The organism is Amphibacillus indicireducens (assembly GCF_039539605.1).
Classification (GTDB): Bacteria; Bacillota; Bacilli; order Bacillales; family Amphibacillaceae; genus Amphibacillus; species Amphibacillus indicireducens.
Genome location: NZ_BAABDL010000014.1, coordinates 67,892 through 84,741, shown reverse-complemented (window position 1 = coordinate 84,741; position 16,850 = coordinate 67,892). Strand labels below are relative to the sequence as shown.

At 37.3% G+C, this 16,850-nt stretch carries 12 protein-coding genes and 1 pseudogene; 11 read left to right on the top strand and 2 right to left on the bottom strand.

What is annotated here, in order from left to right; translation table 11 throughout:
• Positions 1-46 precede the first annotated feature (46 nt).
• The 7 genes and pseudogenes from ABD814_RS01295 (at position 47) to ABD814_RS01265 (ending at position 9,474) form a co-directional block, all read left to right on the top strand.
• Positions 47-1,726, top strand: a complete 1,680-nt coding sequence (locus ABD814_RS01295; protein ID WP_344909624.1) for an ABC1 kinase family protein — start codon at positions 47-49, stop codon at positions 1,724-1,726.
• Between the two features lie 701 nt (positions 1,727-2,427).
• On the top strand, positions 2,428-3,612 hold the full coding sequence (locus ABD814_RS01290; RefSeq protein ID WP_344909623.1) for a sugar ABC transporter substrate-binding protein: 1,185 nt from the start codon (positions 2,428-2,430) through the stop codon (positions 3,610-3,612).
• Between the two features lie 72 nt (positions 3,613-3,684).
• Positions 3,685-5,055 (top strand): annotated as a pseudogene (locus tag ABD814_RS01285) (ATP-binding cassette domain-containing protein); the annotation flags it as partial.
• Positions 5,035-5,985: a helix-turn-helix domain-containing protein gene (locus tag ABD814_RS01280; protein ID WP_344909656.1), complete on the top strand. Its 951-nt coding sequence runs from the start codon at positions 5,035-5,037 to the stop codon at positions 5,983-5,985. The pseudogene ABD814_RS01285 and the gene ABD814_RS01280, both read left to right, overlap by 21 nt.
• 54 nt (positions 5,986-6,039) lie before the next feature.
• Entirely contained in the window at positions 6,040-7,122 is a 1,083-nt protein-coding gene (locus ABD814_RS01275) for a sugar ABC transporter substrate-binding protein (protein WP_344909622.1), read from the top strand.
• A 403-nt stretch (positions 7,123-7,525) separates the two neighbouring features.
• Entirely contained in the window at positions 7,526-8,449 is a 924-nt protein-coding gene (locus ABD814_RS01270) for an AEC family transporter (protein WP_344909621.1), read from the top strand.
• A 206-nt stretch (positions 8,450-8,655) separates the two neighbouring features.
• Positions 8,656-9,474 carry a PD-(D/E)XK nuclease family transposase gene (locus ABD814_RS01265; protein ID WP_344909619.1) on the top strand — a complete coding sequence of 273 codons (819 nt, stop codon included), beginning with the start codon at positions 8,656-8,658 and terminating at the stop codon, positions 9,472-9,474.
• A 72-nt stretch (positions 9,475-9,546) separates the two neighbouring features.
• Here the strand turns inward: ABD814_RS01265 and ABD814_RS01260 are convergent, their stop codons facing one another.
• A complete protein-coding gene (locus ABD814_RS01260) occupies positions 9,547-10,305 on the bottom strand; it encodes a helix-turn-helix transcriptional regulator (RefSeq protein ID WP_344909618.1) in 759 nt (252 codons plus the stop codon).
• 123 nt (positions 10,306-10,428) lie between these two features.
• Here ABD814_RS01260 and ABD814_RS01255 point away from each other — a divergent pair, with 123 nt between their 5' ends.
• From ABD814_RS01255 to ABD814_RS01240, 4 genes are all read left to right on the top strand, one after another.
• Positions 10,429-12,348 (top strand): right-handed parallel beta-helix repeat-containing protein, encoded by a 1,920-nt coding sequence (locus tag ABD814_RS01255; RefSeq protein ID WP_344909617.1) that lies wholly within the window; start codon positions 10,429-10,431, stop codon positions 12,346-12,348.
• A 201-nt stretch (positions 12,349-12,549) separates the two neighbouring features.
• Positions 12,550-13,719: a nucleotide sugar dehydrogenase gene (locus ABD814_RS01250; RefSeq protein WP_344909615.1), complete on the top strand. Its 1,170-nt coding sequence runs from the start codon at positions 12,550-12,552 to the stop codon at positions 13,717-13,719.
• Between the two features lie 136 nt (positions 13,720-13,855).
• Positions 13,856-15,178 carry an AAA family ATPase gene (locus ABD814_RS01245; protein WP_344909614.1) on the top strand — a complete coding sequence of 441 codons (1,323 nt, stop codon included), beginning with the start codon at positions 13,856-13,858 and terminating at the stop codon, positions 15,176-15,178.
• Positions 15,179-15,276: 98 nt separating this feature from the next.
• Complete coding sequence (locus ABD814_RS01240) at positions 15,277-15,828, top strand: RloB domain-containing protein (RefSeq protein ID WP_344909613.1); 552 nt, start codon at positions 15,277-15,279, stop codon at positions 15,826-15,828.
• Positions 15,829-16,007: 179 nt separating this feature from the next.
• Here the strand turns inward: ABD814_RS01240 and ABD814_RS01235 are convergent, their stop codons facing one another.
• Positions 16,008-16,247, bottom strand: coding sequence for a hypothetical protein (locus ABD814_RS01235; protein ID WP_344909611.1), 240 nt, complete (start codon positions 16,245-16,247; stop codon positions 16,008-16,010).
• Between the last annotated feature and the right edge of the window lie 603 nt (positions 16,248-16,850).

The following is a 16,850-nucleotide window of genomic DNA, read 5'->3' as shown; positions in this document are numbered from 1 at the left end:
CTAATTTTTAGTGAAAAATTCTCCAACCGATGAGGGAGGACTTGCTTTGATTGAAAAACGCTTTCGTCATTTGCAACGGTATAAGGACATTATCGTTGCTTTTTCTAGAAATGGGTTAGGCTTTTTGCTTGAGCAGCTTGGGTTAAATGATTTGCACATCATTCCGAAGCGGAAGTATCAGGAGCGAAAAGCGAATGTGGAAGAGAAGACGTTGGGTGAGCGAATTCGATTGATTTTAGAGGAGCTTGGCCCGACGTTTATTAAAGTTGGCCAAATGGCGAGTACGCGTCCGGATTTGTTGACAGATGATATAATTGATGAGCTTGAGAAGTTGCAGACACACGCCCCTCCATTTCCATTTCAAGAGGCGAAGGCAATTATTGAGGCTGAACTTGGTGTTCCAGTTGGTGAGGTTTTTGCAAAAATTGATCATGAACCGCTGGCGGCTGCTTCGATTGGGCAGGTGCATCTCGGCGTGTTGAAGTCGGGGGAGCAGGTGGCGATCAAGGTTCAACGACCGAATATTGCGAGTAAGATTGCGACGGATTTTGAGATTTTGAAGGAGTTGGCGTCACTTGCGGAGTTGCGGATTGAATGGGCTGCGCAGTACCGGGCGCGTGAAGTTGTTGATGAGTTTGCCTCGATGATTTCACAGGAGTTGGATTACGTTGTTGAGGCGCGGAATTCGAAGCGGATTCGGAAGCAGTTTTCAGCTGATGAGCTCGTCAAAGTTCCAGAGATTTTTGATCAGTATACGACATCAAAAGTGTTGGTGATGGAGTATGTTGAAGGTGTCAAGCTGAGTGAGATTATTGAAGGCATGTCTGCCCGGTTTGAGCCGAAACAAATTGCCGATCATTTAGCGCGAATGACTTTTCAACAGGTGTTGATTGATGGCTTTTTCCATGCGGATCCGCACCCAGGCAATGTCCTCGTTCGTGAGGACAATCAAATTGTCTTACTTGATTTTGGTATGGTCGGTCGGTTAACGGCAACGATGAAAGAGAATTTTGGGATGATGTTGATTCATATGATTCAGGAAGACACGGCCGGGATGGTTGAATATTTATTAAAGATGGGTGATACACCTGAAACGGTTGATCGATCGGCACTTCAGGATGATGTTGATTTGTTGATGGATAAATATTATCGGGTTGCATTAAGTGAGATTAGCTTGGCGGATGCGATTCGTGAGTTGTTTCATGTCGTTCAAAAGCATCAAATTTCATTATCTCCTGATTATACGACGTTGGCAAAAACGTTGTTGACACTGGAGGGGACGATTGAGCAGCTTGATCCTGATTTGAGCATTATTGAGGTAGCCAAACCATTTGGTAAGCAGTTAATTCGCGAGCGTTATCGACCGAAGCGGATTTTGCGTGAGACGATCGGTCAAATTACCGATTATATTGAACTTTTTTCTGGTTTTCCTGATCAGGTTAAAAAAGTATCGTCGGTTGTGAAAAATGGGCGTGTGCGGTTTGAAATTACGACACCTGATTTAGATAAAATTTTGAAAAAGCTTGATCGAATTAGTAACCAGTTGTCGTTTGCGATCGTGATGCTTGCTTTTAGCATTATTATGGTGGGCTTGATTATTGGTACAGCACTTGTCGGTGAATCAACAGTACTCTGGTCAATTCCAGCAATTGAAATTGGTTCATTCGTCGCTGCATTTATGTTTTTATGGTTGATCTATTCGATCTTTAAATCGGGACGGTTTTAAACAAAGAGTTGAATCAAGCGGATGATTTGATTCAACTCTTTTTTGTTGTTTAGAAAATTGTAAAATCCATTAGTTTTGGATAACTTTGTGCTTCTCAGATGTCTAAGGACCATTATGAGTAATGTCTTACAACTTGTCGCTTATCAAAGGTATTTTAAGTGAGATACCTGATGATAAGCTCTTATTCGTTGTAAATCGCATCGATTCAGAGGTTGATCTCTGATGATTAGCCTCTATTCGTTAGAGATCAGGTTGATTTAGAGGTTGATTTCTGACGAGTAGCTCCTATTCGTTGTAAATCACACAGATTCAGAGGTTGGTTTCTGACGAATAGCCCCTATTCGTTGTAAATCATACCGATTAAGAGCCTGATTTCTGACGAATAGCTCTTATTCGTTGTAAAACGCACCGACTCAGAGGCTGATTTCTGACGAATAGCTCCTATTCGTTGTAAATCGCATCGATTCAGAGACTGATCTCTGATGATTAGTGCTTATCAGCATGCAGATTCCTACAAGATCCATCTCTCGATTGCAATGCAACTGTCAGTAGAAACCCTCACTGATTGAAGTTTTGCTTTATCCTTATTTAAAAAATTACTAGTCATACTAAAATAATCCTATTGAATGCGCTTACAACGATGGCTAGTCGCTCATATACTTAAGGTGCAAGGAAACCAAATCTTGAAAGGGGAAAAAACAATGATTAAAAGTAGAAAGTGGTTGTTGCTGTTAGTTGCTATTTTAGCTGTGTTCATGTTAGTTGCATGTACAGAGGATACGGGTGGAGAGACAGACGATTCAGTGCAAGATCCAGCTACAGAAGTTGAATCAGATAGTGAAGATAAGTCTGGTGGAGAGGTGAATATCGGAATTGTTTTACCAACTCGAGACGAGCCACGCTGGGTTCAAGATGAACAGCGATTCAAGGATGCGCTGGAAAACTCAGATTATTCGGATCAATATTCGACTGAAATTTTATTTAGTCAAGGTTCTTCAGCAAACGAGCTCCAAAATGTTGAAACATTAATTAGTCGTGGCATTGATACATTAATTATTGCTCCTCATGATGGGGACGCAGCAGGTGCAGCAGTTCAAGCTGCAGCAAATGAAGGTATTACAGTTATTGCTTATGACCGTTTAATTACAAATACTGAAGCAGTTGATTATTATGTTACTTTTGATAGTTTTGCAGTAGGCGAGGCACAAGGAAATTATTTAATTGATCATGCAGAAGGAAAGGGTCTTCCACTTTATCTATTTGCAGGAGCAGCTTCTGACAATAATGCTTTCTTATTCTTTGAAGGTGCTTGGTCCGTTTTACAACCGAAAATTGCAGATGGCACTTTTGTAGTGGCAAATTCGAGTGAAGCGGAAGCATTAGCAGATAAAGCTGAACTGACACGTGATGAACAAGGTCGTATCTTAGGCCAAGTCACAACAAACTGGGATCCAAATGAGGCAATTAATAAAGCACAAACTCAGTTAACAGCGGCAGGTGATGAGATGAAGGGTGATGTCTTCATTTTAGCGCCGAATGATGGAACTGCACGTTCAATTGCCGATACATTTGCAGCAGATAGTGATATAACGAGTTATTTGATTACAGGTCAAGATGCTGAAATGGCTTCGATTCAGTATATTATTGATGGCAAACAATCAATGACTGTCTTTAAAGACGTTCGTAACTTAGTCACAGATGCAATGGTGATGGCGATTATGCTTTTAGAAGGCGCCAATCCTGAAACGACAGGATCGTATGATAACGGCGCGAAAGACATTCCCGCTATTCAATCTGAGGTCATTGTTGTTGATCAAGACAATGTTCAATCTGCCTTGATTGATTCAGAGTATTATGATGCAAGTGACTTTACTGGATTAGAATAACAATTAAAGCGAAATAGTGATTATTTAGATCACTATTTCGCTCAATTTAGAATGATATAAGGTGGGTGAAAAATGTCTAAGTATATTCTTGAAATGCATGATATCAGTAAGACATTTCCTGGTGTAAAAGCTTTAGATGAAGTGAATTTTAAAGTAGAGCAAGGAGAAATTCATTGTTTAGTTGGTGAAAATGGTGCCGGAAAATCAACTTTAATGAAAGTATTAAGTGGTGTCTACCCATACGGTGAATATCAAGGAGATATTGTCTATCAAGGGAAAGTCCAACAGTTTAATAAAATTAATGAAAGTGTTGATGCTGGAATTGTAATTATTTATCAAGAGCTTGCTTTATTTCCCGATCTCCCAATCTATGAAAATATTTATATCAATAATGAAGTGAGAGATAAAGGGATCATTAATTGGAATCAAACCATTGTCAAAGCAAGAGAAATGCTAGACAAAGTAAATTTAAAAGCAAATCCGAAAACATTAATTAAAGATCTAGGCGTCGGCAGTAGACAACTTGTTGAAATCGCCAAGGCGATGAGTAAAAATGTAAAGCTACTTATTTTAGATGAGCCGACAGCAGCTCTGAATGAAACCGATAGTGAAAATTTACTCCAATTAATCAAGGAGCTAAAAAAACAAGGGATCACTTGTATTATGATTTCTCACAAACTACAAGAAATTGTTGATATTGCTGATAAAGCAACGGTATTACGAGATGGCAAAACAATTTGTACCCTTGATGCCAAAAAAGGTGAGATAGATGAGCGAACAATTATTAAGCATATGGTTGGGCGAGAGTTGAATGCGATTTATCCAGAGCTACCAAAAAAGGAAATTGGTGACCGTGTATTCGAATTGCACAATTGGTCTGCGTATGATTCACAGCTGGGACGTCATGTCGTAAAAAAAGCTGATTTACACGTGAATAAAGGTGAAATAGTTGGTATTGCAGGGTTAATGGGTTCGGGACGTACTGAATTAGCTTTAAGCATTTTTGGTAATCAACGCAACTATAAATTAACCGGTGATCTTGTTATTAATGGTCATAAAAAAGACTTAAAACATACGAGTGAAGCAATCGCTGAAGGGATCGCTTATGTTACTGAAGGTCGAAAAGATAATGGGTTATTTTTAACACAAAATATTACTCAGAATATTTCAGTTGCAAAGTTAGCGGGTATTTCTGATCGCGGCATTATTAATAAAAATGAAGAAATAAAAGTTGCTGAACACTATAAAAAGTCACTTGGAATCAAGGCTTCATCAATTGAACAACTTGTTGAAAAGTTAAGTGGAGGTAATCAACAAAAGGTGTCATTAGGTAAATGGCTTTTTGTTGGACCAAAAATATTAATTTTGGATGAGCCAACAAGGGGTATTGATGTTGGCGCAAAATTTGAAATTTATACAGTAATGAATGAGCTAATCAAACAGGTGGGTGGTGTTTGGATTGGTGCATTATACGGTAGGCAGTTTCCGGTGATTGTGTTTCGAGATCAGCAGAAAAGCTTTCGTTCACAAGCAATCAAAATTGTTCAAGATGCTTTCAAAAAACGTCATCAAACGATCGATCAAGGTTGGCTAATTGGGATTGGTGATGTGTATCCTTCGCTTGATCACGTCCAAAAATCTTATCAAGAAGCATTGATTGCAATGATTGATATGGATCGGACCAACCATTATCGCTTTTATCAAGACCTCCCAATTGGTGATAACAACTGTGATAGACAGCTTGATAAATATCGTAAACAACAGTTTTTTGATCAAGTACGTTTAGGTGAGTGGGATAATATTTCGCAAAAATTAACGACACTGATTCAGTGCTATGAAAAGGACCAGTCCCCATTGGAAACTACTCAACAAAAAATCTTAGAATTAATTTGGATGATTTCTAGATTACTTGATGAAATGAATATTCATTTAGAATGGAAATCACTTAAGCTTTATAGTGAAACGTATCAACAGTTTATTGAAGAAATTCGTCTGTTCCTTAACCGATTAAAAGAGAAGTATCAAACTTATCATCAAAATTTAGAAAGTGATGTGATTAAACAAATTAAACAATACATTATTGATCATTCTAGTGAAGAAATATCGCTCGATTTATTAGCCGATCGTGTTGGTTTAAGTACTATTTATATTAGTAAAATGTTTAAAGAAAAATTGGGCATTAATTATATTGATTTTTTAACAGAATGTCGGATTGAAAAAGCGAAAGAATTGATTCAAAATCCTGAAAAAAGTATTAAAGAAATTTCTTATGATGTAGGTTATCATGATCCCAACTATTTCAGTAAAGTTTTTAAAAAGACAACAGGTATCTCACCAATGACTTTTCGAGAAAGAGTTTTAACTAATCGATAATCAATTAAATTTTAAGTTAGATTAAGTTGAGATCAAGCAAAGGAGGCGAGATGAATGAAATTATCTTATCACTTGTTGATTATTTTAAATCTGCTGAGCGTATTGATGTTAATGGGGTGTTTGGCCTCAACTAATCGAGAGTTGGATAATGGTATAGAAGAGGAGATCAGCAATGGAGCTGATAGTCTTAAAGAGCCGATTTCAAATGAAATGTTAACAATTGGGCTTTCGATGGATACGATTGAGGAAGAACGTTGGTTAAAGGATCGTGATATGTTTGTTGAAGCGGTAGAAAAACTTGGAGCAAGGGTTGAAGTTAAAACAGCAAATGGGAATGATGCGCTTCAAATTTCGCAAGCAGAAACCTTAATTAGCCAAGGAATTGATCTCTTGGTGCTCGTTCCTCACAATGCTGAAGCATCGACAACTATTGTTGGAAAGGCACAAATGGCTGATATTCCAGTTGTCTCATACGATCGTTTGGTTAAAAATGCGAATATAGATTTATATATTTCATTTGATAATGAACAAATCGGTGTACTCCAAGCAGAAGCTATGACGAAAATTGTACCGAAAGGGAATTATGTTTATATAGGTGGCCCCGTTACGGATAATAATGCACTCTTAATGCGAGAAGGTGTCTATAGCGTTTTACAACCATATATTGAACGAGGTGATATTACGGTTGTTTATGATCAATGGACAGATGCGTGGTTGCCGATTAATGCCAAAAAGAATATGCAAGCGGCATTAGAGGTAAATGGCGATCAAATTGATGCCGTCATTGCTGCCAATGATGCAACGGCAGGAGCTGCTTATGATGCATTGGAGGAATATGGTTTGTCAGGTGAGATTCCAATTGTTGGTCAAGATGCTGAGTTATTAGGACTTCAAAGGATCGTTAATGGTGGACAAATCATGACTGTTTATAAATCGATTAAAGCGCTGACTGAACAAGCAGCTGAAATTTCGGTGCAAATGGCACGAGGTGAAACGATTGAAACAGATTTAACGATTAATAATGGTAAAAAAGATGTCCCAACAGTATTATTAACACCTGTTGCTGTGACAAAAGATAATATCGAAGAGACTGTGATTGCTGATGGCTTTCATGAAGCGGAAGATATCTTTCAGTAAGTTCAACTTGATATGACAGAATGGAATACAAGTCCATCGAAATGCAGTCAAGTTGGCTGAAATACAGACAAGTCCATCGAAATGCAGACAAGTTGGCTGAAATACAGACAAGTCCATCGAAATGCAGTCAAGTTGGCTGAAATACAGACAAGTCCATCGAAATGCAGACAAGTTGGCTGAAATACAGACAAGTCCATCGAAATGCAGACGAGTTGGATGAAATACAGACAAGTCCTCCGAAATGCAGTCAAGTTAAGTAAAGTACGTATGACTGATGATCAATCACACACGAATATGACAAAGTTAACTGTTTTCGTTATACTAAATATAACGTTTCCTCTCTTACTCGAATAAAGAGAGGAATTATTTTTGAGAAAAAGATCAGGAAGTAGAGGGGACAAAAGTGGCGGAACTATTATTGATTCTACGGGAAATTATCGGGCCAGTCTTTGTGCTGATGCTCGTCGGTTATATTATTCAGATCAAGTATAAGCTTGATTTATCAACATTGGCAAAGGTCAATATTTATTTCTTAGCTCCGGGTTTTATTTTTAATGCGATGTATCGGGCTGAATTTAGTGGGTATTTTTTCTTTAGTATTCTCGGTTTTTTTATCTTGTTTGTGGCAATTATTTTTCTGATTTCAACGTTGGTCGGAAAAGCGCTCAAACTTGAGGGAAATCGTAAGACGTTGTTTACCAATAGTACGATTTTCTTTAATTCAGGAAATTATGGTGTACCAGTTAATGCGCTTGTTTTTCAGGGGGATCCTTTGGCGACATCGATCCAAGTTGTCGCACTGACCTTTCAAAATATCTTTCTTTTTTCATATGGTATTTTCTCAATTCGTGTGTCATCAAAAGGTAAATGGCGTGCGTTGCTCGGTTATTTTCGGATGCCTGTTTTATATGGTTTAGTTGCGGGGCTCCTGTTGAATTTTTTCAACGTGCCTTTGCCTGATCTTGTGCTCGTACCTGCTGGTCATATTGCGAATGCAATGGTTGGCATGGCTTTACTCACAATCGGTGCGCAAATTGCGACGATTAAATTGACAAAAGGACTTAGACTAGTCTATCTGAGTATGTTGATCCGTTTAATTGGTGGACCGATCATTGCTTACTTGATGATCCTTGTCTTTGGTCTTGAAGGCATTACCGCGCAGGCGCTATTTATAGCTTCAGCGATGCCAACATCTGTCAATAGTTCGGTTGTTGCTCAGGAATATAGTGATGATCCAGCGTTTGCGACACAGGCTGTGATGTTCTCAACGCTCGCATCAGCGATTACGGTGACATTTGTCATTTATCTTGCCCGAATCTTATTTTAGAAAATCAAAGCTGTCGACTGCTAAACAAGTTGACAGTTTTTTGCTGACAAATAATTAAACAACAGCTATTTTCAGCCTGTTTTTGATCAATTCAATAAAAATTCAACAATTTACCTCATATTTCAACGCAATTTTATCGAAAGGAACTTTTTTACAAAGTAATCAAACTATGATAACTTAATGTAAAACGAAAGGAGTAGTTGGATATGGAATATGAGAGAAAGTTTATTTTATTAAAGCAGTTTGAGTCGATATTTTTTCAGAAAACAAAGGGATGTCAGCTTGTGTTGCGAAGTTTCTTAAACGCAATCTTGAGCAAGTCACTGAGGGGATCAATTAAGGAGATCGCGAGTGTTCAAAGTCAGCGCTGTTATTTTGCGTCTGATCAACAGTCGAGCTGGCTGATTGATGCGCTGATAGATGAAAGGAGTCATGTGACGATTCGGATCCAGGTGCACGATCATGATTATTTTCAAAAGCAGTCGAGTAAGTTCGCGATTAATCAGCGGCTCGGTCAGATCAGTTCGACAACTCAAGCTGAGCGTTTTATGATTCACATTTTGAATTTCAATCTATTGCTAGAAAGTGACCATTACCACCACCGCTTCCAATCGACCACACCCACATACACCAGTCACCGAGAAACTCAGCAAATTCATTATATCGAATTGCCGAAGTTTACCACCGAGAGGCCTCAGACAACTCTAGAAAAATGGCTTTACTTTATTTGTCACCTCAACGACAAGCAGCACCCACAACGATTTATTGAGCTTGTTAAGCAAGACCCCTATTTCAAATTGGCAAGTCATTTAAGCAAGCGCAAGATAAATCCTCCAATCTTGATCAAAGAAGAGCCATTGAATCTGATCGAATGGCAATACTATGGCGAGCAACAGGAAAAAGAACGAATCGCCTTGAGAATGATGCGCTCAGACATCCCCTATGAAAAAATTATTGAATTTACCGACTTAACCTTGGCGGATCTCGATGAATTAGCGTTAACGATTCCAATGCTTGATTCGTGAAAAATTCACTCGCGTTTGTTTGGGGAAAACTCACCTACGTGCGTTCAAGCGCAAATCGCGAATCCTAAATAATCAGTAACTGTTTTCTCGATACTGTTTTGGCGATTTACCAATAATCGCTCTGAAATTACGGTGAAAGGTGCGGAGTTGATTGTAACCGCACTGAGTAGCCACTTCACTAATTGAAAAGCCACTATTTTTCAGTAAATAACATGCCTGTGAGATTCGGTAATTGTTTAAATAATCGGTAAAGGTCATGTTTGTCATTTGGACGAATAGTTTTGATAAGTATGGATAGTCGTAGCGCAAATGCTTGGCGACGTCTTTTAATGAGCAGTTGGATTGATAGTTTTCATCAACAAATAATAAAATCCGGTGCAATAGTCTCGTTTTAGTCGAGCTTTCAATTTTAATAAACTCAGTTTGATCAATCAGTTCACCACAGAGCTGGTAAAGGAAACTTTTTTGCTTATAGATTGATGTTAATGTTTCCAAATTAGGTAGTGAATCAAGTTTAATCACGGGATTACTTGGGCTTGAGCCTTTATATTCGGTGAAAAAATCGCCAATTAATTCTGGCGAAAACAAGATAATTGTCACTTCAGATTCACCAATTATTTTCATATCATGAATGTGATTGCTAAAAATAAAAATTAGTTGATTCGATTCTAACGTATATTCAACATGATTAACGGTCACTAGCAACTTGCCTTTTTTAACAAAGATTAGCTCGTATGCACGGTGGAAATGGAGTGGAAATTGATATTCAGTTAAGGGCATCCAGTGAAAAAACTCCTTTTCCTCAACACCATGTGATTGAAAAAAGACCATTACTAAACCTCCTCACATACACGAATAATGTCTTAAAGTATACTACATTAGGAATAGAACTGTCTAACCGATCGCACTATAATGGGGTTAATTCAAGTTAATTATAGAAAGGTGGAATTTGAAGTGGATTACCATGTAGCTAAAACTGGGTCTGATCAAGCAACTGGAACAAAAGATGATCCATTTTTGACAATTAATCAAGCCGCTTCACTTGCTATTCCAGGGGATACAGTAACCGTTCATGAAGGAGTTTATCGCGAATGGGTTAAACCTAGATATAAAGGATTAAGTGAACATCGTCGGATCACATATCAAGCGGCGGAAGGTGAGCATGTTGTCATTAAGGGATCTGAAGAGATTAAAAATTGGGAGCTCGTTGAAGGAACTGTCTGGAAAGTTGTGATCCCGAATCCATTTTTCGGTGACTATAATCCATATCTAGAAACGGTGTTTGGCGACTGGCTTGTCACGGTTGAAGAAATTAAACATTTGGGTGACGTCTATTTAAATGGGCTGTCATTTTATGAAGTAAGTAGCTATGAAAAGTTAAAAAATCCTGAAGTGAGAACAGAAACTTATGACCACTGGACACGTCAAGTCATTCCTGTTCATAATCAGGATCAGACAAAATATGTCTGGTATTCAGAAGTAGATCATCAAAATACAACGATCTACGCTAACTTCCAAGGAGCAGATCCGAATCAGGAATTAGTTGAGATTAACGTGCGTCGTTCTTGTTTCTATCCAGAAGAAACAGGTATTGATTATATTACCGTTAGAGGATTTGAAATGGCGCAGGCCGCTACACCGTGGTCGCCACCAACGGCTGATCAGCCTGGATTAATCGGTGCTAACTGGAGTAAAGGCTGGATCATTGAAAACAATCTGATTCATGATGCCAAGTGTAGCGCGATCAGTATTGGTAAAGAAAAATCAACTGGCCATCATTACCGGACTGTTCGTCGTGACAAGCCTGGCTATCAATATCAATTAGAATCTGTTTTTGATGCGGAACGAAAAGGCTGGAGTAAAGAAACGATTGGTTCACATATCGTTCGTAATAATACAATTTATGATTGTGGACAGAACGGGATTGTTGGGCATTTAGGTTGTGTGTTCAGTGAAATTTATGACAACCATATTTACAATATCGCCTTAAAACGTGAATTTTATGGGCATGAAATCGCTGGCATTAAACTGCATGCAGCGATTGATGTCCAAATTCATCATAACCGAATTCATAATTGCTCGCTCGGATTGTGGTTAGACTGGCAAACACAAGGCACTCGAATTAGTAAAAACATTCTATACAAAAATAATCGTGACTTATTTGTTGAAGTGAGCCATGGTCCATATCTTGTTGATAACAATATCCTTGGGTCTGATTATGCCCTTGATAATATTGCCCAAGGCGGAGCTTATGTCAATAATTTATTTGCTGGTAAAATGGTTCATCGCAAAGAATTAAAACGTTCGACGCAATATCATTTACCACATAGCACAAAAGTGGCTGGCTTTGCGCTTGTTTACGGTGGTGATGATCGTTTTTACAACAACCTTTACTTTGGTAAAGCTGGTCTTGAAGGTGTTGGAACGGCGCACTATAAAGGCTATCCATCTTCATTAGAAAAATATATCGAAGTTGTCCATGAAATGAATGCTGATCATGCGGCCTTTGATCGTGTCGAACAACCTGTTTATATTGATCAGAACGCATACTTAAACGGTGCTGATCCGTATGAAAATGAAGCAGATAAGTGGGTTGATCCAGACTTTGATCCAAACTTTGAGATTATTGATCAGGGCGATCAGGTGTTTCTTTCTTGTGAACTACCAGAGAATTTTGATCAAATGATCGGACAGATTCAATCGACATCAACATTACCACGGGTTAGAATTGTTGATGCACAATTTGAAAGCCCGGATGGTTCGGATCTAGTTGTTGATCAGGATTTACTTGATCAAGTCCGCTCCGATGAAAGTCCTGTTGGTCCACTCAACAATTTAACTGCAGGTAAGAATAACATTAAAATTTGGGGATAAAAGCAATTCAAGCTAGAGTAGGGGAAACTACACTCTAGCTTTTTTGTTTGCAACCAGAAGGAAATTTTTCATAAATTAGTGGTCTATAAAGCTTTTAAAGATTTCTAGGTTTTATATTGTGAAATGGTGAGCATATGATATAATGATATAGGTAGAAATAATCAGATTGTTTGTTTTAAAATAATTAAATGAGGTGTAAATATGAAAATTGCTGTGGCGGGTACGGGTTATGTTGGGTTATCGATTGCGGTTTTGTTTGCGCAGAAGCATGAGGTCTTTGCCTTAGATGTGATTGAGGAGAAGGTTGACTTAATTAACAAACGAATTTCGCCGATTGGTGATGATGATATTGAGCGCTTTTTCGCTGAGAAAGAATTGAATCTGACGGCAACGTTATCACCGAAAGAGGCATATGAAGGTGCGAAGTATGTCGTGATTTCAACACCGACGGATTACGATGAAGAAAAAAACTTCTTTGACACGACTAGTGTGGAAAAGGTAATTGAAGATGTGCTGGAAATTAATCCAGATGCAACGATGATGATTAAATCGACTGTTCCGGTTGGCTATACGGAAAAAATGAGAGCAAAATATCAGACAGATAAGTTAATTTTTTCACCGGAGTTTTTACGTGAAGGAAAGGCGCTTTATGATAATCTTTATCCGTCACGTGTCGTGATTGGCGAGGATTCAGAGCGTGCTCGTGAGCTTGCGAGTTTACTAGTTGAAGGGGCAGAAAAAGAGAATGTCGACGTGCTTTACACGGACCCGACAGAAGCAGAGGCAATTAAATTATTTGCTAATACATACTTAGGTCTTCGTGTCGCATTCTTTAATGAACTTGACACTTATGCTGAGCGTAAAGGTCTTGATACGAAACAAATTATCGAAGGGGTTGGCCTTGATCCACGAATCGGTAGTCATTATAATAACCCGTCATTTGGCTTTGGTGGTTATTGCTTGCCGAAAGATACGAAGCAATTGCTAGCAAACTATGAAGGTGTACCGAATGATATTATTAAGGCGATTGTTGCTTCGAACCAGACACGTAAAGAGCATATTGCGGACTCGATTATGAAGCAAAATCCGTCTGTTGTTGGTGTTTATCGCCTAACAATGAAATCTGGCTCCGATAATTTTAGAGCATCATCAATACAAGACGTGATTAAACTGGTTCAGAAACAAGGTGTTGAAGTCGTTGTCTATGAACCTGTTCTTGAAGGCAACACAACATTCAATGGTTTACGTGTGATCAATGAGCTTGACCAATTCAAGCAAGCTGCCGATGTGATCATTGCGAATCGAATGAACGACGAGCTCAACGACGTCGTCACAAAAGTATATACGCGTGATCTCTATCAACGTGACTGATTTTTCCTAAAAACAATGAGTGTCGAACATACTCATTGTTTTTTTGTGGAATTAAAATTTAAATAAGGAAAACTAATTTATAATTGAATAAATAAGATGTAAGTTGTATATTATATGTAGAAGGAGGTTGATTAAAATGCTATTGAAACTGGAGTTAGAAAACTTTCTGTCGTTCAAAGATCGTCAAATCTTTTCGTTAGTAGCTGATTATAACCGTTCTGAAATATTTAACGATAATATTTTGGGGAAGATTCCAAGTATTGCAACAAATAAGAATCAATATATTTTAAATGGTGGTATTATTTACGGGTCGAATGCAGGTGGAAAAACCAACTTTATTGTTGGGGTAGGCGTATTAAAAAACTTAGTTACATCATCAGAAAACGACCATATACTAAAAAATAATTTTGGTTTTCATTTCTCAGATCGTTTTAAACCTTCGATACTGAATATTGAATTAATTAAGGAAATAGAAGAGGAAAAATATTTTATTAATTATCAGTTAGAATTTGTGAAAAATAAGATCAGCAAAGAACGTATATCTTATAGGGATGTGCTGAAAACAAAACTTTCGGAAGAAAAGGTTATTTTTGAAAGGGAAGGTCAGCGGATTACAACATTTGATTTATCACTTAAACCAATTATTAATTACTTTGAACCTAGAAACTTTATTGATGAAACTTTGATGTATAATTTTGTTAACAAAATTAATTATGAGTTTTTTGAAGAATCGATTACAGGTAAGGCCTATCAAATTTTGAAGGCTTGTTATGATTATATCGATAAAGATATTATTATTTTGGATGATGAATTTGATAAAAGTTATATAGCTGAAAATCTCAAGCATGATGAGTCATTAAAAGATCAAATATTAGCTGCATTAGATGATATTGATATAAAAATTGATGATTTTGATATTGTTGATACAACGGAACAAGAAATTGAAAACTTTCTAGCAGATATTGAGGGGGATATTCCTGATGAGTTAAAAGAAAGCTTTATAAATAGAAGGCGTAAAAATAGATCCTATACAATAAAAACTTTACGCACAATTGAAGGTGTTTCATATTCATTAGATCTCCGTCAGGAATCATTAGGGACAATTAAGTTTATTCATGAGTTTATTCAAATATTTGATTGTCTAACGAATCATAAATTATATATTGTTGATGAAATAGAAAATCATTATCATCCAATGATCCAGCGCTATACTCTTGATCTATTTCTAAACCAATCAGACACAAAAGCACAATTCATTTTTACGACTCACAATACTGATTTTTTAGAAATGAATAATATGTCAAAGGAACAGATTTGGTTTATTCAGAAAGATAATCAATTGCTTCAGTCTGAATTATATTCATTAGCTGAATTTCAAGATGTTAGCTACCAAAATCATAATTGGCGAAATATGTACAATGAAGGACGATTAGGTGCGATACCTAAGGTGATTTATTAATGACAAGAAAAATTAAACCAGTTTTTCATATGTATATAGAATCCTTTCAAAATAAAACTAACTGTGAGAATGAGCATTTTTAAAGGTTTGCAAGAAAGTTGGATAATATAACAATCAGAATTATTAAAAGAGAACAAGAATTTAAAAATATTCTTAAAGAAGTGAAGAAGAAGAAAAATCGAAAAAAATATCAGTATGATCATTTTATTGCAATTTTTGATGGGGATATTGACTATAATGATAGAGAACATAGTCTAAATAATAGATGTAAAGCTATCGAAAGTTTAGCACAAGATTCACAAGTGAAAATAATGATATCAAATAGATGTTGGGAAAATTGGATTGCCTTACACTTTGAAAAGTTCAATCGCTTTACGGAACCTGGAACTATTTTTCCGATTCCAAACTACGAAAAAAATAAGCCATGGTATCACAATAACTTTGCAACACTCTATGAAAAAACAGATACAGCGATTGAAAATAGTCAGTGGCTAAGAAAGATGAAGTATCAAGATATGCAGTTTAATCAGGATATTAAACAAAACCCAAACTATAAAGATAAACAAGAAATTAGTACTGTCTTGTCAATGAATCCAGTTACCTATGTTGACTTATTAATTCTGCTCTTAAGAAAAGTAAATAGTGAATGAAATCTTTAGTGATGCTTACTTAACAAGACTAAAGATTTTTTTGTGAAAAATTCACCTCCTGATGTTTGAGTTGAGTGCCTATTTGTGTGCGCCCGTCCACAAATTGAAGATACCATCCCGAAATCCATATTTCAACTCAAATAAACTAAAACACCACTCCCTGAGCAGGAAAGACGGTGTTAGTCTCGGTTGCGCCATTCTTTGAGTTTTTTCTCGACATCGGCACTTGGGATAAAGAAAGCATTTTTAATTTCAGTAATATATAATGTTCCGTTCTTCTCTTCAGACGTGTGAAAGTGTTTCGTTGGCATAATGAGATAATAGTAGCTAGTTGGACTGTAGACTAAGGCGACTTCTTCTTTGAAATTTTCATCATAAAAAATGATCAATGCGATTAGATTGCAACTTTGTTTGATCAAACACTCACACCTCCCATCAAATCTAATCATATTATATACTTAGTACTCAACTTTCGCAGCAAAATCTTCAGTCTATACTTAGATTGATTAAGGTTGGCATTGCTTTTAAGTATAGTACTTGACTTAATGACTTAATTGAGGAAAAAACACGAATAAATTTGTTGGTGCTATGCCCGTGATTTCCACTCTAGGCGGACGCTTTCCGCGGGATCGGCCTCGGGCGCACAGGATGTGGGTCAGTTAGACGTTGGGACTGCGGTTACTCGTCCCACCAAAAGATCTGCCACAGGACGTGGTGGTTTTAGTCTAACATTCCTTATTGCTCCACTACCGTGTCGCAATAAGGATTTTCGGACTCGATCTTTTCCCGCTGGAGTCGCCGCCTGCCGTTCCAATCACTTAGTCTTGCTTTCGTACTTACGTATGGTTCTGATAACTTATTCGTAAAGATTCCTGTTTTGATTGTAGTTTGTGTCCGATCAAAATCTATCCAGTCCACTTTCTTTTTATTTTCTGACAAGATGAACTTATTTTAAAAGTATGGAGAGCCAGTCAGAGTGGAGATAAGCAACTGGTGAGACTTCTGCGGGAATAGGATGAGCT

Excerpts from the sequence above, each read along its gene's own strand:
- ABD814_RS01260 (WP_344909618.1), bottom strand. The coding sequence starts at position 10,305 with ATGGTCTTTTTTCAATCACATGGTGTTGAGGAAAAGGAGTTTTTTCAC.
- ABD814_RS01250 (WP_344909615.1), top strand. The coding sequence starts at position 12,550 with ATGAAAATTGCTGTGGCGGGTACGGGTTATGTTGGGTTATCGATTGCG.
- ABD814_RS01275 (WP_344909622.1), top strand. The coding sequence starts at position 6,040 with ATGAAATTATCTTATCACTTGTTGATTATTTTAAATCTGCTGAGCGTA.
- ABD814_RS01265 (WP_344909619.1), top strand. The coding sequence starts at position 8,656 with ATGGAATATGAGAGAAAGTTTATTTTATTAAAGCAGTTTGAGTCGATA.
- ABD814_RS01290 (WP_344909623.1), top strand. The coding sequence starts at position 2,428 with ATGATTAAAAGTAGAAAGTGGTTGTTGCTGTTAGTTGCTATTTTAGCT.
- ABD814_RS01280 (WP_344909656.1), top strand. The coding sequence starts at position 5,035 with ATGAATGAGCTAATCAAACAGGTGGGTGGTGTTTGGATTGGTGCATTA.
- ABD814_RS01245 (WP_344909614.1), top strand. The coding sequence starts at position 13,856 with ATGCTATTGAAACTGGAGTTAGAAAACTTTCTGTCGTTCAAAGATCGT.